The 20,366-nt window shown below is 64.9% G+C and carries 19 protein-coding genes and 1 tRNA gene; 10 read left to right on the top strand and 10 right to left on the bottom strand.

What is annotated here, in order from left to right:
• Positions 1–33 precede the first annotated feature (33 nt).
• The 5 genes from FCU40_RS09045 (at position 34) to FCU40_RS09020 (ending at position 6,452) form a co-directional block, all read left to right on the top strand.
• Positions 34–2,724, top strand: coding sequence for a sensor histidine kinase KdpD (locus FCU40_RS09045; RefSeq protein ID WP_168074469.1), 2,691 nt, complete (start codon positions 34–36; stop codon positions 2,722–2,724).
• Entirely contained in the window at positions 2,696–3,415 is a 720-nt protein-coding gene (locus FCU40_RS09040; protein WP_168074468.1) for a response regulator, read from the top strand. The genes FCU40_RS09045 and FCU40_RS09040 overlap by 29 nt, the downstream gene beginning before the upstream one ends.
• Positions 3,416–3,459: 44 nt before the next feature.
• Positions 3,460–4,212, top strand: a complete 753-nt coding sequence (locus FCU40_RS09035) for an STAS/SEC14 domain-containing protein (protein ID WP_168074467.1) — start codon at positions 3,460–3,462, stop codon at positions 4,210–4,212.
• A 468-nt stretch (positions 4,213–4,680) separates the two neighbouring features.
• Positions 4,681–5,649, top strand: a complete 969-nt coding sequence (locus tag FCU40_RS09030) for a magnesium and cobalt transport protein CorA (RefSeq protein WP_168074466.1) — start codon at positions 4,681–4,683, stop codon at positions 5,647–5,649.
• Positions 5,650–6,194: 545 nt separating this feature from the next.
• The gene (locus FCU40_RS09020) at positions 6,195–6,452 is read left to right on the top strand and encodes a hypothetical protein (RefSeq protein WP_168074464.1); all 258 of its coding nucleotides are present in this window, start codon (positions 6,195–6,197) and stop codon (positions 6,450–6,452) included.
• A 228-nt stretch (positions 6,453–6,680) separates the two neighbouring features.
• On the opposite strand, the gene FCU40_RS23280 is transcribed toward FCU40_RS09020, so the two are convergent.
• Positions 6,681–7,133 (bottom strand): hypothetical protein, encoded by a 453-nt coding sequence (locus FCU40_RS23280; RefSeq protein WP_241693576.1) that lies wholly within the window; start codon positions 7,131–7,133, stop codon positions 6,681–6,683.
• 970 nt (positions 7,134–8,103) lie between these two features.
• Here FCU40_RS23280 and FCU40_RS09010 point away from each other — a divergent pair.
• Positions 8,104–8,394 carry a hypothetical protein gene (locus tag FCU40_RS09010; protein ID WP_168074461.1) on the top strand — a complete coding sequence of 97 codons (291 nt, stop codon included), beginning with the start codon at positions 8,104–8,106 and terminating at the stop codon, positions 8,392–8,394.
• Positions 8,395–8,676: 282 nt separating this feature from the next.
• Positions 8,677–9,105 carry a nucleoside diphosphate kinase regulator gene (rnk, locus tag FCU40_RS09005; RefSeq protein WP_111467794.1) on the top strand — a complete coding sequence of 143 codons (429 nt, stop codon included), beginning with the start codon at positions 8,677–8,679 and terminating at the stop codon, positions 9,103–9,105.
• A gap of 90 nt (positions 9,106–9,195) precedes the next feature.
• Here rnk and FCU40_RS09000 read toward each other — a convergent pair.
• The 4 genes from FCU40_RS09000 to FCU40_RS08985 form a co-directional block, all read right to left on the bottom strand.
• Positions 9,196–9,272, bottom strand: a tRNA-Arg gene (locus tag FCU40_RS09000).
• 236 nt (positions 9,273–9,508) lie between these two features.
• The gene (locus tag FCU40_RS08995) at positions 9,509–10,849 is read right to left on the bottom strand and encodes an NCS2 family permease (RefSeq protein WP_168074460.1); all 1,341 of its coding nucleotides are present in this window, start codon (positions 10,847–10,849) and stop codon (positions 9,509–9,511) included.
• A gap of 6 nt (positions 10,850–10,855) precedes the next feature.
• Entirely contained in the window at positions 10,856–11,908 is a 1,053-nt protein-coding gene (locus tag FCU40_RS08990) for a purine nucleoside permease (protein WP_168074459.1), read from the bottom strand.
• Positions 11,909–12,010: 102 nt separating this feature from the next.
• Positions 12,011–12,973 carry an ABC transporter ATP-binding protein gene (locus FCU40_RS08985; protein WP_168074458.1) on the bottom strand — a complete coding sequence of 321 codons (963 nt, stop codon included), beginning with the start codon at positions 12,971–12,973 and terminating at the stop codon, positions 12,011–12,013.
• A gap of 146 nt (positions 12,974–13,119) precedes the next feature.
• On the opposite strand from FCU40_RS08985, the gene FCU40_RS08980 reads away from it, so the two are divergent.
• From FCU40_RS08980 to FCU40_RS08970, 3 genes are read left to right on the top strand one after another with little or no spacing between them, the layout of a single operon-like run.
• Positions 13,120–13,389 (top strand): zinc-finger domain-containing protein, encoded by a 270-nt coding sequence (locus FCU40_RS08980; RefSeq protein WP_004615887.1) that lies wholly within the window; start codon positions 13,120–13,122, stop codon positions 13,387–13,389.
• A gap of 16 nt (positions 13,390–13,405) precedes the next feature.
• A complete protein-coding gene (locus FCU40_RS08975) occupies positions 13,406–13,843 on the top strand; it encodes an acyl-CoA thioesterase (RefSeq protein ID WP_035016927.1) in 438 nt (145 codons plus the stop codon).
• Between the two features lie 6 nt (positions 13,844–13,849).
• Entirely contained in the window at positions 13,850–14,980 is a 1,131-nt protein-coding gene (locus tag FCU40_RS08970) for an acyltransferase (protein WP_168074457.1), read from the top strand.
• A gap of 23 nt (positions 14,981–15,003) precedes the next feature.
• Here FCU40_RS08970 and FCU40_RS08965 read toward each other — a convergent pair whose 3' ends face one another.
• The 5 genes from FCU40_RS08965 to leuC all read right to left on the bottom strand — a co-directional run bounded on the left by FCU40_RS08965 (position 15,004) and on the right by leuC (position 20,244).
• A complete protein-coding gene (locus FCU40_RS08965) occupies positions 15,004–16,626 on the bottom strand; it encodes a long-chain fatty acid--CoA ligase (RefSeq protein ID WP_168074456.1) in 1,623 nt (540 codons plus the stop codon).
• A gap of 63 nt (positions 16,627–16,689) precedes the next feature.
• Positions 16,690–17,742, bottom strand: a complete 1,053-nt coding sequence (gene leuB / locus FCU40_RS08960; RefSeq protein WP_168074455.1) for a 3-isopropylmalate dehydrogenase — start codon at positions 17,740–17,742, stop codon at positions 16,690–16,692.
• Positions 17,743–17,754: 12 nt separating this feature from the next.
• The gene (locus FCU40_RS08955; protein ID WP_168074454.1) at positions 17,755–18,057 is read right to left on the bottom strand and encodes a putative quinol monooxygenase; all 303 of its coding nucleotides are present in this window, start codon (positions 18,055–18,057) and stop codon (positions 17,755–17,757) included.
• A 136-nt stretch (positions 18,058–18,193) separates the two neighbouring features.
• Positions 18,194–18,802, bottom strand: a complete 609-nt coding sequence (gene leuD / locus FCU40_RS08950; RefSeq protein WP_168074452.1) for a 3-isopropylmalate dehydratase small subunit — start codon at positions 18,800–18,802, stop codon at positions 18,194–18,196.
• Positions 18,799–20,244: a 3-isopropylmalate dehydratase large subunit gene (leuC, locus tag FCU40_RS08945; protein ID WP_168074450.1), complete on the bottom strand. Its 1,446-nt coding sequence runs from the start codon at positions 20,242–20,244 to the stop codon at positions 18,799–18,801. The genes leuD and leuC overlap by 4 nt, the downstream gene beginning before the upstream one ends.
• Positions 20,245–20,366 lie beyond the last annotated feature (122 nt).

Below are 20,366 nucleotides of genomic sequence, written 5' to 3'. Positions count from 1 at the left end.
ACGGCGTTCGGCACTGGCGTGAGGCAGTAGACGATGAACGATCAGCGACCTGATCCGGACGCTCTTCTGGAGGCCGTAAGAGGTAACGCAGAGCACTCCAAACGCGGACAGCTCAAGATTTTCTTCGGGGCCTGCGCTGGGGTGGGGAAGACCTTTGCGATGCTTCAAGCGGCGCGGCAGGCTCAGGCTGAGGGCGTGCGCGTCGGAATCGGCATCGTCGAGACGCACGGCCGCAAGGAAACCGAGGCGCTAATCGACGGCTTTGCCATTCTCCCGCGCAAGACGTTGCCGGGTAATGGCAGGCCTGTCACCGAGTTCGATCTCGATGGCGCCCTGGCGTCCGACTACAAGCTGCTGGTGGTCGACGAGCTTGCCCACACCAACGTCGCCGGCAGCCGCCATGCCAAGCGGTGGCAAGATGTCGAAGAGCTGCTCGACGCCGGCGTCGACGTCTACACCGCGCTCAACGTACAGCACCTCGACAGCCTCAACGACATCGTCGGCGGCATTATCGGCATTCGCGTCCGTGAAACCGTTCCCGATCGCATTTTCGATTCCGCGACCGATGTCGTGCTGGTCGACCTGCCGCCGGACGATCTGCTCGCCCGCATGAACGCCGGCAAGGTCTACTTGCCCGTGTCAATCGAGCGCGCGCGTCAGAACTTCTTCCGCCGCGGCAATCTGATCGCGCTACGCGAGCTTGCGCTCCGCCGCGTCGCCGACCGGGTCAACGCCGATGTCCGGACCTACCGCGTCTCGCACGCGATCAAGACGGTCTGGCCAACGCAGGAATTGCTCATGGTCTGCGTCAGCGCGGATCGGTCCCAGGAAAAGCTCGTCCGTGAAGCCGGGCGCCTCGCCCAGCGGCTTCAGGCCAAATGGATCGTCGTCCACGTCGATCAGCCCTATCAAAATAATGACGCGCGATCCCGCGAGGCGCTGCTCGTCATCGCCAAGACGGCCCAATCAGCCGGCGCGGAGTTTGCAAATGTCCCTGGCCAAGACATTACCGAGGCGATCCTCGACTACGCTCGAAAGCGCAACGCCACCAAGCTCATCATCGGAAACACAGCTCGCCGACGCATATTTACGTTTAAACGTCGATTGCAGGAACGGCTTGCCCGCGCCAATCCGGAAATTGGGCTCCTGCTGCTGAGCGTTGACGAAGTCCGGGCGACCCGCCGAGTTCGCTGGATACCGGAGGAGCCGCAGACGCAGATCGCGGCGCTTGGCATCGCCACGCTCGCATGCGGCGCGGCGACCTTCCTCGCCTCCCAGCTCGTAGGCTTTTTCGATCTTTCCAACGTCGTCATGCTTTTCCTGGTGACGACCGTGTTCATCGCCTTGCGACTCGGCCGCCTCGCCGGGGCGTGGGCGTCCCTGCTTTCGGTCGGCTGCTTTGACTTCTTCTTCGTCGAGCCGAAGCTCTCCTTCGCGGTCACCGACACGCAATACATATTCACTTTCGCGCTTATGTTGGTAGTCGCAGTCGTGATCAGCCAACTCGCGGCGCGGCTCCGATCGGAAGCTCGCGTAGCCCGTGCCGGAGAACGAAGGGCGTCGGCCTTGGCCAGGATCGCCCGCGACCTCTCAAGCGCGATCAAGATAGACCAAGTTGTCGCGATTTGCCGGGAAGCGCTGACACCACTGTTCGAAGCGCGGATCATCCTTCTGGTTCCGGACAAGAACGAGCGCTTGATGCCTACCGAGGACCCCGGCCTTGTCGATACATCGACCGCACAATGGGCTTTCGATCATGGACAGCAAGCGGGCCTCGGCACTCAGACCTTGAGCGCCGCCCACGCCCTGTACCTTCCCTTGAAAGCGTCGATGGCCATGCGCGGAGTGCTGGCGGTTGTGCCGGTCGGTGCGCCGCTGCCCGACGATCCGGACGATCGCCGTCTGCTTGATGCCTGCTGCTCGACCATTGGCCTCACGCTCGAGCGCATCCACTTCATGGAAGTCGCACAGGAAACCTTGGTCCGGATGGAGGGTGAGAAGCTCCGCAATGCGCTGCTGTCGGCCGTATCGCACGACCTCAAGACGCCGCTGACCGCGATCCGCGGCCTGGCCGAGACGCTCGAGCATCGCAAAGAGCTTCCAGTCGAAGATCGCAGTGACCTAGCGCGCTCAATACGGGTTCAGGCCGACGAGCTCAAGCGCCTCGTTGCCAACCTGCTCGACCTGGCACGCATGCAAAGCGAGGGCGTGAGGCTCAACAAGGAATGGAATTCCTTGAGCGAGATCGTCGGCAGCGCCGTGTTACAATCGCGCGCGATCGTCGAACCTCGCAAGGTTCGAACCAATCTTCCGGCCGATCTTCCGCTCATAGAGGCCGATGCCACGCTCATCGAGCGCGTTCTGATCAATCTGTTCGACAACGCCGCCAAGTATACGCCGCGCGATAGCACGATAAACGTTCGGGCCGGTGCTACGGCGGACACCATGTATCTTATCGTTGAAGATAATGGCCCCGGGCTCCCCGTGCGGGATCCAGAAACGCTCTTCGAGCCGTTCGCGCGCGGGCAGAAGGAGTCGTCGGTCGCCGGCGTTGGATTGGGGCTCGCGCTCTGCCGCAGTATCATCACGGCTCACGGCGGAAGCATCCGAGCGGAACAGCGCAAACCAAACGGAGCCGCGTTCGAGATACGACTGCCGCTTGGGACGCCGCCTGCGATCGAAAGTGAACCGATCCATGATCAAGCCGCGCATTCTGATCGTTGAAGACGAAGCCGATATTCGGCGCTTTATCCGCATGGCGCTGGAAAAAGAGGGCATGAATGTCTTCGAGACGGCCACGGCCGAAGAAGCGCGGTTGAATGCGGGGAGTCGCAAGCCCGACCTGATGATCGTCGATCTCGGACTACCCGACGGCGACGGCAAGACGCTGATCCGGGAAGTGCGCGGCTGGATGTCAGCGCCCGTTCTCGTACTCTCCGCGCGCGAGCAGGAAACCGAAAAGGTGGAGGCGCTTGACGCCGGCGCCGACGACTATCTGGTCAAGCCGTTTGGCGTGCCCGAACTCCTGGCGCGCGTGCGGGCACAACTGCGGCGCGCCGGCACCGTATCGAACGGCGGCGCAGCGTCGCCCGTAGCCAAGTTCGGGTCGGTCACCATCAATCTTGCCACGCACGAAGTTGCGCGCGCGGGCATACCCGTCCATCTCACGCCCAACGAGTTTCGACTTCTGACGGCGTTGGTCCGTGGACACGGCAAGGTGCTAACCCACCGCCAACTGCTTATGGAGGTGTGGGGTCCCGGATACTCGGAACGCGCCCATTACCTCCGCATCTACATGGCGCAGCTCAGGCAAAAGCTCGAAGAGGAGCCGTCGCAGCCCCAGCACCTCCTGACGGAATTGCAGGTCGGATACCGCTTGTCCGGCCTGGAGGCCGCCGAGACACGTCATAGCTGACGCTGAACAACCGGATCAATCCGACAATCCGCAAGGACCAGATCATGGCCGAAAATCAGAATGAAACTGTCATCGAGTTGGCCACCGACGGCCGTATCGAGAAAGCTGACGTCGAAACCGCCATGCGGCAGCTTGATACGGCGCTTGAGCGCGGCGACACCGTCCATGTCTTCGTGGAAGTCCGCAACTTCAAGGGCATGTCCTCGGAGGCGTGGCGTAGCGATCTTGGCAATGCCTTCCACTACTTGACACGGCTCAGGCAATTCGGACGGATCGCTATCGTCAGCGACCAGGCTTGGATCCGTAACGCCGCCCGGATCGAAAGCGCCTTGCTGCCCTATGTCAGGTATCAGTCCTATACGCCCGATCGTCGGGAGCACGCCCTCGCCTGGGTCCGCGGTGACGTCGATTGCGCGCATCCTGAAAGCCTGCGCGTCTTGGAGAACGGTGATTCCGATATTTTCACCTTCGAGATCGACGGCCGCATCACCAGCGCGGATGCGCGCAATCTCGCCGAGAGGCTTTCGGCCGCGTTCAGCGGCGGGGGCGGTCGCCGCCTCCTCGGCATCGTACGTCACTACGACGGCTTCGAGCCGTCGCTGCTCGTTGATACGAGGCTGCTCGAACTGAAGATCGGGCTGTTACGCCATATCGAGCGATATGCGCTCGTCGGCGGGCCCGATTGGATAAGTCGCCTCACCAACCTCTTCGATCCGCTGCTCAAGATGGAAGCCCGTCATTTCGCGGCTGGCGACGAAGAGGCTGCACGAGCCTGGTTGCGCCGCCATGGCGAGTGAAGAAGAGCCCGTCCCCGCCAGCCCATCGGAGACTGCTTCCTCGGTCCGGAGCACCGATGCGAGGAGCGTCGATCCGGCATCGGACGAAGCATACTTCGCCCGCCGGGCGGCACAGGAACTGGAGTTAGCGGCCAACGCTTCAGATGTAGCGGTCAAGAGACTTCATCTCGATCTCGCAGCGCGATATGCAACGCGCCGCGAGTTGGCTGCGCGCGACGTCGAGTCGAGTCATCCAATCGGTCGAACATGATTTTACCGCCGGCCGCCGCGGGCGAGGTCAAGCCCCGTCCAGAGGTGCTCCCCAAGCCGGCATCGACCGCAAATGTTCGCGCCGCTTAGAGCCACGGCGAGCCAATCGGCCGCACGTCACAAGCGCTGTAGCCGCACACAATCGTCGGTCATGGCGATGACGACTGCAGGTCAGGCGACTAAGCGCGGGCCGCACCTCCTCATACGGAAAGAGGACTGATGCCAGTCATCGCAGCGTATCTCTACCGCGACGGTCGTCGGGTTCGCGAAGTCGACATCGGCGAACGGGTTGATTGCCCGACGGATCGCTCCGAGTTCGTTTGGATAGGCTTGTCGGACCCATGCGCGGAGGACGTCATGGCGTTACAGGCCCTCTACAATCTTCACCCACTCGCGGTCGAGGACTCGCTCAAAGACGGCCAGTTGCCGAAGGTCGATATCTACGGCGATCAGTTGTTCCTGATCGCGCGCACCGCGCAACTGGACGACGGCGTCATTGCCTACGGACAGACCGCCGTGTTCCTCGGTCACAGTCACATCATCACGGTGCGGCAAGGCTCAACCCGATCACACCTTCCGCTGCGCAAGCACCTGGAAGAGTCGCCAGATCTCCTCGGCCAAGGCACCGACTATGTGTTGCACGCGGTGCTGGATTTCATCGTCGACGGGTACATTCCACTGGTCGAGTCGCTCGAAGAGGAAGTCTCGGCTATGGAGCAGCACACGCTCGACGCCTTCTTGGGTCGAACCGAGATCGCCCGAATATTCACGCTTCGGCGTCAGCTCACTCGCTTTGGACACATCCTGATACCCATGGAGGAGGTGGCCCGTAAGTTAGCTCAGACCAACCATCCTTGCATCGATGCCGAAGCTCGCCACTATTTCGGCGATGTGCTGGATCACGTGCGGCGGGTGGAGACGATGAACACTGGTCTCCGCGAGGTGCTGACTTCTGTTTTCGAGTTCAGCAATCTGATGGAGCAACAACGCACCGGCGCCATCACCCGCCAACTGGCGGCATGGGCGGCGATCCTGGCCGTGCCGACTGCCTTGGCTGGCATTTACGGGATGAACTTCGAGCATATGCCCGAGTTGCATTCCGTCTATGGCTACCCTGCGGTTATGTCGATCATCGCCGTAATATGCCTTACACTCTACCGGCGCTTCCGAAAAACTGGATGGCTATAGCCCACACTAATTGAGGCCAAAGACGCGGCATAACTCACGGCTGCCGACTTAGGAAGTAAGGCGCATATATACACCATCTTTACGTCTAGCCCGAAAATCTGATCTCGAATCTTTATGATCGTGCCTTTAATTGGATTGCCGCCACCATGGAGGGCGGCATGCCAATCGCAGCAACTGATGCAAGGGATGCAGGGTTACGACTAGCGGGCTTGCTGGGCGTGATCATTGCCGCACTTGCGTTGAGCCGCCTGTACGCACGTGTCCATGTGCTTCCGCTGCATGAAGCCACGCCCTTTGAGATGCTTCTGGCGGCGTTGGGCTTCGTCGGCATGAGCGCGGGCAGCGCCTTGCTCGTGCTCGGTCGCCACATCTTTGATCAGATCGAGCTACCGAGGCGCTCCCCGGCGACACCTCTCCACATTCCCTCCGAGGAGGCATCGGACGCAATGAGATGGACCGTGGCGCCCGCCAATCCATCATCGGTGTCTCCGCGCCCGCCGCGCGCCAGCCACCAGGTTCTGCTGCGGGGAGCACGATGAGGCACAATGATGAATCCAGAAGGCATCCTGATGCTCCTGCTCATAATCGGCGGGTTGCTGTGGTTGAACATCTACCTCCGCGTAAAGCTGTTTCTGGCGAGTCGCCGGGACAGGCGCAAAGCAACAAAAGACCGCGGATCGGAGGAACGCTCCGCCTCAAAAAATCGAAAACATGATTGGAGCAGCCGCGATCAACCTGAGAGCAAGCGAACTTCGATCAACGTCGCGCCTTCGATTGACCGTCCGCTCGATTGCACGGAATGACCAATGTCTGGCGCGTCCGTCTTCATCATCTTCTTGGCAGTGCTCTTGATTGCAGCACGCCTGCTGCTTCGCCCGGAGCGCCGACCGCCGGTCCCCGCGAGCGAAAAAGCCGAAGGCTTTTCACGTATGGACAGCCCAGTTGGAACACGCCCTATAACGTTTGAGCCAAGCAACAATCGCCGCTTTCTCAAGTTGTCCGCCCCTTCCGGTGGGTCTCAAAAGAGGCTCTCACATAGCCTGCGCGACGCTTGCAGTCATTTCACCGGCGGCAGCACATCGGCATCGCTTCGGATCGGACTGGACGCCTCCCTGAGCTATGGCCCGCTTCGAAACGTGCTCGCTCGGCTCCAAAAAACAGAACCAGCAATAGATGTACGTTTTGTCGAGGGTGACGACGACGATATCGCCGATCAAGTTGCGCGCGGAACAATTGACGTCGCTTTCATACAAAAGCGGGTGGATAAAGCGTCCATCGTGTCCGAGCACTGCTGGAACGAGACGATCGTAGTGGCCTTGCCGGAGGGTCATCGGCTCGCCGGTCACCACGCCCTTCATCGCGAAGCACTCAGATGCGAAACGTTTCTGATGGCGATCAATGAAACACGCGTCATCCGCACGGCGAACGAAATAGCGACAATACTCGAAGGCCGGCCACGGTTGATCATTCCAACCCAGGTACATCGCGACACTCTCATGCATCTCGTAGGATTGGGGTTCGGGATCGCGCTGACACGCTCTTGCGCACTAGGCGTTTATTATCCCGGCGTCATCTACCGACCGATCAGCGCTCCGGAGCCTCACGCTGCGGTCTACGCAATATGGCGGCCGGAGACCCTCTCGCCAGAGGCCTCAGTTCTGCTCGCCTATGCCCAGGCCGAAGGCCGTCAGGGAGCGTTGGAGTGATCGCCCCGTCAACCCATGCTGCGCGCCGCCGCCTGAGCTTCCTTCGGATGATAAGGGCTTTTGCACCGACCTCGCCCAGGGTGCTATAGGATGTCGCCCCTCAGCATTCTTTCCGCGGCCGTTAAGATCATCGGCGTCTCAGGCCTGATCGGCCTGCTCGTGGCGGCTCATCATATACCAGCGGCCGCGACGCCGTTGCGCGCGGTCGCCTTGCTTTGGTTTCTTGCGCTCGGGATCATCTACGTTCTGATCCCGGGGAAACGAAGCGGGCGCTCCTTCCTTGGTCGCCGTCCATGGCGTTGAACAGCCTTCACGCTGATATCGGCGAGTGGATCCTCATGCTCGCGCGCTTCGCTTTGCTCGTGGCGCTAGTGGCGTTGTTCGTTCGGCGCCGCCAAGTCACACGAGGAATAATGGCGAAGCTCGACACGCTCGCGAAGTCTCGGCTCATCAACAAAGCCAAAGATCGGCCGGTAACCGAGGCTCCAAAAGAACCTCTAGCTGGAGATCAAGGTCGACTTAAAGGATCTCAGGCCGAGAAAGACTGAAAGCGAAGGCCTTAAACGAAGCTATCTGCCCTAACGCAATATTTGCGCGGTTTGGCCCGATCACACGCCATCCTGATGTCGGTCGAGCTACCGTTCGTTGCATTGGCCTCGCGCGGCCGTGACCGGCGAGCCTTGGAGCAATGATAGGGCACTCGCCGACCATGTGGGAAGCGGTCACGCGATTCCGGTGGATGAGGTTGTTGCGTGAGCAGGACAGCCGCTCGCGGATACATCTCCGCGCGTTTTGCGGGCAAGTCGGATTGATCCTCCTACTCTGCGCACCGACCTTTGCGCTCGATCATCGGCCGCCCTTTCTTTTCCTGTTCTTCGTGCATTTAATGTTTGCTGCATCCGCACTCGTTCTCGTTGGTGTGGCGCTGGTCACGCGACAGCCAGTTTCGCGTACGAGCCTCTGCATGTGGGATCACGTCTTCGCCATGTTGCTCCTGATGCTGATCAGCTCCGCGGCACTCAGAATGCTGGTCAGCTAAGGCCGTGTGCTCGCCGTTCTCAGCCAAATCGGGTTCACCGCGTTACGTAACACATCGCTCTGCGGCTCGCGGGGCGATTGACGGGGCTAGGGCCGCAGCCCATGGTCGCTTGGTTATGCAAGCGTCGAAGGCTCACGTCCGATTCTGCAATCGCGGGTGCCAGCTCATGTCGGGCTGTTAGCCCCGGGTCCGGACGTTCGCGTGCTGGGTTCGGGGTAAGGGCATAGCCCGATCCGCCACGCCTCGCCAGCGTTCGCAACCCTCACACTACGAGCCTTCGTGATGACCCTTGTTAAAGCTGCCGCGCGCCCTCCCATTCATATGATCGACACCGAAGCCGATGCGCTGTCCGATCTCGGAATGCGTGCCCACGCCCGCCAGTCAGATGTTAGCCGCCTGTTGATGGCCGAGATCGAACGCGCCAGGATTCACACCGCCGAGGACATTCCTCCTGACGTCGTGACCATGCGTTCGACGGTCGAGTTTGTCGATCAGGCAACCAGCACCCGTCGTACCGTCGAACTTGTCTACCCTGCCGAGGCCGATATTGCTGCGAACCGGATCTCCGTAATCACTCCTGTCGGCGCCGGGCTCATCGGCTTGCGCGAAGGTGACTCAATACTCTGGCCAGATCGCGACGGACACGAACGCACGCTGAGCGTCGTTAAGGTGATCCAACCGGCACGAGACACGACAGCAAAAAGTCGCTGATCGCGAACTTACGAACCTGCCTGAAATCTTTCCGTCTTAGCCGACACTGGGGAGCTTCGCTCTAACCCATTGCGCCAGCCCTGAGGGGCGTGGCGCACCCGACACGATTCGAACGTGTGGCCTCCACCTTCGGAGGGTGGCGCTCTATCCAGCTGAGCTACGGGTGCATTATGCTTACGCGGTGCTTACGCGAAAAATCTAAGAGTTGAAAGCGCCAACCTCGGTGCTCTCAAAGTGCTGTATTTCCAGTGTTTTTCGACCTCCTTCTCACAATCGTTCCGCTTGACATCAGCCTTCGGAGGGCAACGCTCTATCCAGCTGAGCTACGGGTGCCTGCCGCTCTGGTTCGAGACCGGAGCGGGAAGCGGGTCTTAGCCGAAAGGCGGCTGTTGCGCAAACGGCTTCACGCCTTGCCCATGTAGATGAAGCGGGCGACGAACAGGGCGGCCAGCACGAACAGCAGCCAATCCTTCGGCTGGGCGCGGCCGCGCAGCAGGGTCAGCCCCGCATAGGCGGTGATGCCGAAGGCCAGGCCATTGGCGATCGAGAAGGTCAGCGGGATGGTGATCGCCGTCAGGAAGGCGGGGATGGCGACGGCCGGATCCTCCCAGTCGATATCGGCCAGGGCGCCGACCATCAGCGAGCCGACGATGATCAGGGCCGGCGCCGTGGCGGCGGCGGGAATGGCCTGGACCCAGGGCGCGAAGAACAGGGTGGCCAGGAACAGAAGGCCGACCACGACCGAGGTCAGGCCCGTGCGGCCGCCGGCGGCGACGCCCGAGGCGCTCTCGATATAGCTCACGACGGTGGAGGTGCCGACCAGCGAACCGCCGATCGTGGCGATGCTGTCGGCGGTCAGGATGCGGTTGAGGCGCGGGATCGTCCCGTCGGGCTGGACCAGGCCGGCCTTCTTGGTCACCGCGACCAGGGTGCCGACATTGTCGAACAGGTCGACGAACAGGAAGACGAAGACGACCTCGGCCAGGGTCATGGCCATCGCCGCGCCGCCGCCGTGGCCCTTGGCGCCGCCGAGGCTGAGCGCGGCGGGGATATCCAGCTTGAAGGCGGTGGCGGTCAGGGCCGAAAGGCCGTGGTCGCCGGGAACGACCTTGGCCAGGCCCATGGACCAGCCGGCGGCCGCGGCGACCAGGATGCCGATCAGGATCGCGCCCTTCACCCGCCAGACCATCAGGCCGCCCATGACCACCAGGCCCAGCAAGGCCAGGGACGCGCTCGGCTGGGTCAGGTCGCCCAGGGCCACGGTGGTGGCGGGGTCGGCGACGATGATGCCGGCCTCCTTCAGGCCGATGAAGGCGATGAACAGGCCCACGCCCGCGGCGACGGCCGAGAACAGCGGCCGAGGGATCGCGCCGACGATCAGCTGGCGGATCCCCGCCACGGTCAGGATCAGGAAGGCCACGCCCGACAGGAAGACGCAGCCCAGGGCGGTCTCCCAAGGCACGCCCATGCCCTTGACGACGGTGAAGGTGAAATAGGCGTTGAGGCCCATGCCGGGCGCCAGGGCGATCGGATAGTTGGCGATCAGCCCCATCAGGATGCTGCCGAAACCCGCCGCCAGGCAGGTGGCCGCCGCCACCGCCGCCACCGGCATCCCGGCCTGACCCAGGATCGTCGGGTTGACGATGACGATATAGGCCATGGTCAGGAAGGTGGTGAAGCCGGCCAGGACCTCGGTGCGCACCGAGGTTCCCTGGGCCGAAAGCTTGAAGGTCTTCTCGATCATCTCGCCCTAGTTCCCTGACGTCTTGGCCTTGGGCGTCCGCGCCCCATAGCGATCCCAGTGTTCCGACAGTTCGCGGACCACGACCGAGCCCACACGATAGGCCGAGTCGAACGCGGCCATCGCGCCCTCGCCATGGAAGGCGCGCGGAAAGGCGGGCTGGCCGGTCGGCGGGCGCGAATAGTTGCTGGCCGTGCGCAGCACCAGAACCCGGCTGAAGTCGATCTTGCCTGCCTTGGCGTAGAGGTCCAGCACGTCGAGGACGCCCTGGTCCTCGCAGTCGGTCATCGCGAAGGTTCCCGCGCCGTCGGTCCAGAGCTTGACCCAGTCCTCGGCCCAGCGGGTGCGCTTCTCGCCGTGCCAGAAGCGGGTGGTCCCGACGACGTCGCCCTTCAGCACGAAGGGCGGCTTCACGGCGGCGGTGTCGGCGGCGTAGGGCGCGCGCAACGCGCCAAGGCGCGCGGTGTCGGGCAGGGCGGTTCCGGCGGTCAGGCCATAGGCCCAGTCCACGATCTCGGGATTCAGCTTCCAGACCATGCCCGAGGAGCCGGCGGCCGAGCCCTTGACGTTCGGCCGGTCGGTCTCCAGCGCATACAGGCCATAGGGCCAGTCGGATGGGATCTCGCGATCGTCGACCTCGTAGATCGGATCGGCGTCGACGACATAGCGCGCCCAGGCGGCGCTGCCGATCGAGGCGGCCTTGGGGTCGACGCCGGCGATGCCTGCCACGATCCAGTAGGTCTTGGAAAAGTCGAAACGACCCGACTGGATCAGGGCCGCCAGGCTCTCGCGCGGACGGGCGCGCATGTCGGTGACCACGCCCAGCACGCCGTCCTTGGCCGACCAGCGCGCGGGATGGCGCAGGCCCGTGACGTCGAGGGTTTCGGTGAGAGGCAGACCCTCGACCCACAGCTGGAACTCGCCGGGCTGGTCGCCGGTGTCGGCGCCGATTTCGAAGGTGGTCAGGACGACGACCTTGACCGGGAGAGGCCTGACGGTTTCGGCGCGCGCGATGGGCGCGAGGCCCAAACAGGCCGCCAAGATCCATCCCAGAAAACGCATCGCGCCAATTCCCGCCACCGCCGAACGCGCGGCGAAGCTGGCGCGGCGGACGGACGCTGGCAAGCGGTCTTCGCAGCGGAGGCGTGACGGCGCGCGGCGTGATCAGTCCTTGGTCGGATCGGCCGCGTTCGGGTCGCCATAGGTCAGGGCCAGGAAGACGTCTTCCAGATCCGGGTCCTCGGTGGCGATGTCCTTGATCTTCACGCCGGCCGCGCGGACGGCGGCCAGCACCTGCTCGACGCTGGACTGGCCGGTGCGGTAGCTGACCTGGAAGGCGCCGCCGTTACGCGGCTTGGTGTCGAAGCCGGCCAAGACGGGCGCGAGGGCCATCGGCTCCTCGGGCGTGACGACGACGTTGCGGCTGTCCATGCGCTTGAGCAGGGTCTCGGTCGGCTCGCAGGCCACCACCTCGCCGCGGTTGACGATGGCGATCTCGTCGCAAAGTTCCTGGGCTTCCTCCAGGTAGTGGGTGGTCAACACGATGGTGACGCCAAGGTCATTCAACCCCGTGACGTAGTGCCAGAGCTGACGGCGCAGCTCGACGTCGACGCCGGCGGTGGGCTCGTCCAGGATCAGAACCGGCGGCTGGTGGACCATCGCCTTGGCCACCATCAGGCGCCGCTTCATGCCGCCCGACAGCTGGCGGACATAGGCGTTGGCCTTATCGCCCAGGCCCAGGGCGTTCAGCAGCTCGTCGGTGCGGCGCTCGTTCTTGGGCACGCCGTAGAAGCCCGCCTGCACCTCCAGCGACTCGCGCGGCGTGAAGAAGACGTCCGCGGCCAGTTCCTGGGGCACGACGCCGATGGCGGCGCGGGCGTCGCGCGGACGCTGATCGATGTCGCGACCCCAGATCTTCACCGTGCCCGAACTCTTTCGCACCAGACCGGCCAGGATGTTGATGAAGGTCGACTTGCCCGCGCCATTGGGCCCCAGCAGGCCGAAGATCGAGCCGCGGGGAATCTTCAGGTCGATGCCGTTCAGGGCGCGCTTCTCGGGCGAGGTCTTGGTCGCCGCGTAGGTCTTGTACAGGCCTTCGGCTTCGATGGCGTAGGCGGGCAGGTCCATGGATCGTCCAGACAGGGGCAGAGTAGGGCGGAGAAGCGCCCGATGAGGCGCGCGTCAATTGACGGCGCCTTCCGGCGTCGCATAGGTATGCCTCGTTCGCGGTCGCGCCAAGACCGCGCTCGGAATTCCTCGAGGACTCGCCGAAAATGGCCAAGACCCCCGCCACCGCGCCGACCGACATGGACCCGACCACGATCGCCGGACCCGCGCCCGAGACGATCGCGGTTCACTCGCACCGCATCGCCTGCGATGGCGTCGGCGGCGCGCTGGGCCATCCCCGCGTGTGGCTGGAGATGGGCGCGGCCGGCTTCGTCGACTGCCCCTATTGCGACCGCCGCTTCGTGGCCGCCACCGGCGTGGGCGACGAGAACGAAGTTCTCGCCCCCGGCGTCTATGAAGGCGCCGCCGGCCACTAAGCGCGTGTCCGAGGCCTTGACCGACACCGTTCCCGCCGGCAAGCGCGCCGAGACCCTGGCCAAGGCCTGGGAAAGGGCCGAGTGGCCGCACGAGGCGCCGGTTCTGCGCGCCATCGCCATGCCGTCCGACACAAACCCCGAAGGCGACATCTTCGGCGGCTGGCTGCTGTCGCAGATGGACTTGGCGGCCGCCTCGATCGCCTTTCACCGCGCGGCCGGCCGCTGCGCCACCATCGCCGTCGACGGCATGACCTTCATCAGCCCGGTGTTCGTCGGCGACGAGGTCAGCCTGTTCGCCAAGGTGATCCATACCGGCCGAACCTCGCTGAAGGTGCAGGTCGAGGCCTGGCGCCGCCGTCGCGACGCCGAGCAGGCCCACAAGGTGACCGAGGGCGTCTTCACCTTCGTGGCGATCGGCGAGGACCGGAAGCCCCGCGCCCTGCCGGTGATCTAGGCCGTCGTGTCGCCCGACGCCGACCGGTCCGCCAAGGGGCACTATGTCGTTCTGGACGGTCTGCGCGGCGTGGCGTCCGTGATGGTGGTGGTCTTCCACCTGTTCGAGGCCTGGAGCGGCGGAGATCCGGAACGCCAGATCATCAACCACGGCTACATGGCCGTGGACTTCTTCTTCCTGCTGTCGGGCTTCGTGATCGCCTACGCCTATGACGACCGCTGGCGCGGCATGAACGCCTGGGCGTTCTACACGCGCCGTCTGGCGCGTCTGCAGCCGATGATCCTGGTCGGCGGCCTGTTGGGCGCGGCCCTGCTGGGCTTTCAGCATTCGTCGCTGTTCCCGAAGCTGGCCAGCGTCACGGCTTGGCAGGTCCTGGGCGTGCTGGCGCTGGGCTTTCTGATGATCCCCATGACGCCGGCCGCCGAGATCCGAGGCTGGCAGGAGATCTATCCGCTGAACGGCCCGCAGTGGTCGCTGTTCTACGAATATATCGCCAACATCCTTTACGCCGTCGGCCTTCGAAAGCTGTCGAACCGGGCGATGGGCGTCGTGGTGGCCGGGGCGGGCGCGGCGCTGATCTGGATGCTGGTCGCGGGCCCGCGCGGCGACGTCATCGGCGGCTGGGCGCTGGACGCCGAGGGCGTGAGGGTTGGCCTCACGCGCGTGATGTTTCCGTTCTTCGCGGGCGTGCTGTTGATGCGGCTGGGCGGACGGATCCGCCTGCGCGGCGGTTTCGCCATCGCCAGCCTGCTGCTGGTCGCGGCCTTGGCCGCGCCGCGCTTCGGCGTCGGCGACCAGCGCTGGATCAATGGTCTCTACGAGGCCGCCTGCATCATCGGGCTGTTCCCGCTGATCGTGGCCATCGGCGCGGGAGAGCAGCGCGCGGACGGCCCCTCGGTCCGCGTCGCCCGCTTCTTCGGCGAGCTGTCCTACCCGCTCTACATCACCCACTATCCGCTGATCTACATCTACACCGGCTGGGTGGTGGACGGGAAACCCGACGCAGCCAGGGGCGCCCTGGTCGGCGCCGGCGTGCTGGCCGCCGCCGTGACGATCGCCTATGCCAGCCTCAGGCTCTATGACGAGCCGGTCCGGCGCTGGCTGTCGACGCGGTTGTTCGGGCGCGCGAGGGCCTGAAGCCCCAGGCCGTCGGCGAGGGCCTATGCCCCTGTCAGATGCCCCTTCCAAGCTTCGCGGAGCACCTTCTTGTCGATCTTGCCGGTGGCGGTCAGCGGCACCCGGGCGAAGACCACGTCGTCGGGCGTCCACCACTTGACGATGCGCGGCGCCAGATAGTCGAGCACGATCGCCTTGTGGACTTCCGCGCCCTCGTGGGCCTCGATGACCAGCAGCGGCCGTTCCTCCCACTTGGGATGGGGGACCCCGACCACGGCGGCGATCTTCACGCCCGGACAGCCGGCGGCGACGTTCTCCAGGTCGATCGAGCTGATCCATTCGCCGCCGGATTTGATCACGTCCTTCTGGCGGTCGGTGATGCGCATGAAGCCGTGCTCGTCCAGCGTGGCGATGTCGCCGGTGTCGAACCAGCCGTCGGGTCGGGCGGCGTCGACGTCCTTGCGGAAATAGCGCCTGACCACCCACGGCCCGCGCACCAGCAAGGCGCCGGAGGTGTGGCCATCGCGAGGGGCCTCGGCGCCGTCCTCGGTCTCGACCTTCAGCTCGACGCCGAACTGCAAGCGGCCCTGGCGGGTCCAGAGCGCCTCGTCCATCGCCGCCTCGCCCAGGCTCGCGAGGGCCGGGGTGGGGGTGGAGACCACGCCGAGCGGACAGGTCTCGGTCATTCCCCAGATCTGCAGGGTCTGAACGTCGTAGCGTTGCTTGAAGGTTTCGGCCATGGCGCGCGGCACGGCGCTGCCGCCGATCACGACCCGCTTCAAGCTCTCCGGACGCTGGTCGTTCTTTTCCAGCCAGTCCAGATAAAGCGTCCAGATAGTGGGCACCCCGCCGGTGAAGGTGACGCCCTCGCCCTGGATCAGCTCGTGCAGGGAGGCGCCGTCCATCTTGTCGGCGGGCAGGACCAGCTTGGCGCCGCAGATCGGGGCGGTGAACGGCAGGCCCCAGGCGGTGGCGTGGTAGAGGCTCGAACATGGCATCACGACGTCGAAGGCCGTGAAGCCGAAGGCGCTGTTCAGGCCGCCGGCCATGGCGTGCAGCACCACGGCGCGATGCGAATAAAGCACCCCCTTCGGGTCGCCCGTCGTGCCCGAGGTGTAGCAGAGGAACGCGCCGGCGTTCTCGTCCAGCGACGGCCAGGGATAGGCCTCCAGCTCGTCGGCGATCAGCGACTCGTAGGAGACCGCGCCGATCGCGCCGCGTTCCGTCCGCTCCGGGTCGGACAGCATCACGAAGGTCTTCACCGTGGTCAGCTTGGGCGCGATGCGCTCGACCAGGGCCAGGAAGTTGTGCTCGAAGACCAGGATCGCGCTTTCGGCGTGGTTGATCGTATAGATGATCTGGTCGTCGAACAGGCGCGGATTGGCGGTGTGCAGCACCGCGCCGATCCCAGGGACGGCGTAGAACAGCTCAAGATGCCGGTGGGTGTTCCAGGCCAGGGACGTGACCCGGTCGCCGGACTTGACGCCCAGCCGCTTCAAGGCGTGGGCCGCTTGCGCCGAGCGGCGCGCCAAGCTCGCATAGTCATAGCGCCACAGCGGCGCGTCGATCTGGCGGGAGACGATCTCGCGCGACCCATGCGCCTGGGCGGCGTAGGTCAAGATGCCGCTGATCAGCAGCGGCGTCGTCTGCATCAGGCCCGCGATCATGGGCTCCTCCCGTCTTGTCGTTGGGAGGAGCCTAGAGCCTGAAACGCTTGTTAGGGAAGGGGCCTACAGCGCCGCCAGCACCGCATCGCCCATCTGGGCGGTGGTCAGCGAGCCGCCCAGGTCCCGGGTGCGCGCGCCGCTGTCGAGCGCCGCCTTGACGGCCGCCAGCAGAGCGTCGGCGGCCTCGACCTGGTTCAGCGACCAGCGCAGGGCCATCTCGAACGACAGGATGGCGGCCAGCGGGTTGGCCAGGGCCTTGCCGGCGATGTCGGGGGCCGAGCCGTGGATGGGCTCATAGAGACCCGGCTTGCCCTTCGCGCCGAGCGCGGCCGAGGGCAGCATCCCCAGCGAGCCGGTCAGCATGGCGGCGGCGTCCGAGAGGATGTCGCCGAACAGGTTGTCGGTGACGATCACGTCGAACTGCTTGGGCGCCCGGACCAGCTGCATGGCGCAGTTGTCGGCCAGGATATGCTCAAGCTGAACGTCCGGATATTCGCGGGCGTGCAGGTCGGCGATCACCTGCTTCCACAGCAGGCCCGACTCCATGACGTTCGACTTCTCGGCCGAGTGGACCTTGTTGGTCCGGCCGCGCGCCAGTTCGAAGGCCACGCGACCCACGCGCTCGATTTCGCTGGTCGTGTAGACGGCGGTGTCGAAGCCCTTCTTCTGGCCGTCCGGCAGGTCCTCGATGCCGCGCGGCTGGCCGAAATAGACGCCGCCCACCAGTTCGCGGACGAACATGATGTCCAGGCCCGAGACCAGCTCCGGCTTCAGGCTGGACGCGCCGGCCAGGGCCTCGAAGCAATAGGCCGGACGCAGGTTGGCATAGACGTCCATGGCCTTGCGCAGGTTCAGGAGGCCCGCTTCCGGGCGCAGATGGCGCGGCGCGTCCGCCCATTTCGGACCGCCGACGGCGCCCATCAGCACCGCGTCGCTGGCGATGGCCTGATCGCGCACCTCGTCCAGCAGCGGCGTGCCGTGGGCGTCATAGCTCATGCCGCCATAGGGCGCTTCCTCGACCTTCAGGTCCGGGGTGAGGGCGGCGGCCACGCGGCGCACCTCGGCGCAGACTTCCGGGCCGATGCCGTCGCCGGGCAGGAGCAGCAGGGTGGACATGAGGAGCTCTCTCTAGATCTTGCGATAGGCGGAAATATCGAACGATTGCAGGTCGCGGCCGTGTACGCCCAGCTCGGCGCAGGCGGCGCGCCAGGCGGCCATGTGCGGGGTGGCGCGGTGGTGCTCCAGCGCGGCCTCGCTCTCGAAGTGCTCGTAGACCCGGATCAAGCCGGGATCCAGCGGGTCCTCGGTCAGAGCGTAGTCCAGGCAGCCCGGCTCGCCGCGGGTGTTCTCGACCTGGGCGCGCAGATGGGGGCGCAGGTCGGCCAGGCGTTCGGGGGCGATGCGGATCGTGCCGGCGAGGATGAGGGTCATCTAGCGGTCTCCCCCTTCCCCCTTTTGATGGAGGAAGGGTCGAGCATGGGGGTGACAGCCTGTCGGGGTCTAGCGCGGCCGAACCGCCGCGCCACCCCACCCCTGCCCCTCCCCATCAAGGGGAGGGGAGAGGACATCAAACTTCCAGCCAGGGTTGGCTGATCGCGCGCTTGCTCTCGAAGACGTCGATGTCGCCGCCGTGCTGCAGGGTCTCGCCGATGGCGTCGAGGCCTTTGAGCATCTTCTCCTTGCGAACCGGATCGATGGCGAAGCTGAACGTCTTGCCCGACGGCGAGACCACGGTCTGGGCCTCAAGGTCGACGCTGACCATGTGGTTGCCGCCCTTGGCCTCGTCCATCAGGGCCGCCAGCTCCTCCGGCTTCACGATCACCGGCAACAGGCCGTTGTTGAAGCAGTTGTTGAAGAAGATGTCGGCGAAGCTGGTCGAGATCACGCACATGATCCCAAAGTCCATCAGCGCCCAGGGCGCGTGCTCGCGCGAGCTGCCGCAGCCGAAATTGTCGCCGGCGATCAGCACGGACGCGCCTTTGTACTCCGGCTTGTTCAGCACGAAGTCGCTGATTTCATTGCCGTCGCCATCGAACCGGAAGTCGTAGAACAGACCCTTGGCCAGGCCCTCGCGTTCCACGGTCTTGAGGAACTGCTTGGGGATGATCTGGTCGGTGTCGATATTGGCCAGCTCCAGCGGAGCCGCGCGGCCGTCGAGGCGGGTGAAGGCCTTCATTGGGCGCTCTCCTGCAGGAAGGTCCGCACGTCGGTCAGGTGGCCGGCGATCGCCGCCGCCGCCGCCATGGCCGGCGAGACCAGGTGCGTGCGGCCGGCGCGGCCCTGGCGGCCTTCGAAGTTGCGGTTGCTGGTCGAGGCGCAGCGCTCGCCCGGGGCCAGCTTGTCGGGGTTCATGGCCAGGCACATCGAGCAGCCAGGCTCGCGCCAGTCGAAGCCGGCCGCCTTGAAGATGGCGTCCAGTCCTTCCGCCTCGGCCTGTTCCTTCACGAGGCCCGAACCCGGCACGACCATCGCCTTGACGTGCGGCGCGACCAGGCGGCCGTGCAGGAAGGCTTCCTGCACCACGGCGGCGGCGGCGCGCATGTCCTCGATGCGGCTGTTGGTGCACGAGCCGATGAACACGCGGTCGATCTTGGCTTCCGAGATCGGCTGCCCGGCGGTTAGGCCCATATAGTCGAGCGCGCGGTGAGCGGCCGCGCGCTTGTCCGGCGTGGCGAAGCTTTCCGGATCCGGCACGTTGCCGGTGACCGGGATGACGTCCTCGGGGGAAGTGCCCCAGGTGACCATCGGAACCAGGGCAGCGCCGTCGATGACCACGGTGCGGTCGAAGACGGCGTCTTCGTCGGTGAAGAAGGTCTTCCAGTGCGACAGGGCCATGTCCCAGGCCGCCCCCTTGGGAGACGAGGGCTTGCCCTGGATGTAGGCGAAGGTCTTCTCGTCCGGCGCCACCAGACCGGCCTTGGCGCCGCCCTCGATGGTCAGGTTGCAGAGGGTCATGCGGCCCTCCATGGACAGGCTCCGCACGGCCTCGCCGGCGAACTCGATGACATAGCCGGTGCCGCCGGCGGTGCCGATCTCGCCGATGACGGCGAGAGCGATGTCCTTGCCGGTGACGCCGGGCGCCAGCTGGCCGTCGACGCGGACCAGCATGTTCTTGGCCTTCTTCTGGCGCAGGGTCTGGGTGGCCAGCACGTGCTCGACCTCGGACGTGCCGATGCCGTGGGCCAGGGCTCCGAAGGCGCCGTGGGTCGAGGTGTGGCTGTCGCCGCAGACGATGGTCATGCCCGGCTGGGTGCGGCCCTGCTCGGGGCCGACCACATGGACGATGCCGTTGCGGATGTCGCCCATCGGGAAGAATTCGATGCCGTTGTCCGCCACGTTACGGGCCAGCGTCTTGAGCTGGAGGCGCGCCTCCTCGTCCTTCACGGCGTCCACGCCCAGGGCCTGACCCTCGGTCGGGATATTGTGGTCCGCCACGGCCAGCGTGCGGTCGGGACGACGCACCTTGCGACCCGCCGCGCGAAGGCCGGCGAAGGCCTGCGGCGTGGTCACCTCGTGGATCAGGTGTAGGTCGATATAGAGGATCGCCTCGCCGTCGGCTTCGTTGACGACGTGAGCGTCCCAGATCTTGTCGTAAAGGGTTTTGGCTGTGCGGGTCATGGCGCGTCGCATCTAGGCTTTCCGACGGGGCGCGTAAAGCGAGGAAGCGCTGAAAATGCTTTGTCGATCGCGGTCTAGCGGTCGTTCGTGCCTCTATAGCGGTAGAGAAGGTCAGGGTAGCG

The sequence above is a fragment of the Caulobacter sp. SSI4214 genome (assembly GCF_012184455.1).
GTDB classification, from domain to species: Bacteria; Pseudomonadota; Alphaproteobacteria; order Caulobacterales; family Caulobacteraceae; genus Caulobacter; species Caulobacter vibrioides_E.
Note: the sequence above shows the minus strand (reverse complement) of the source record. Positions and strands in the feature narration are given on the sequence as shown.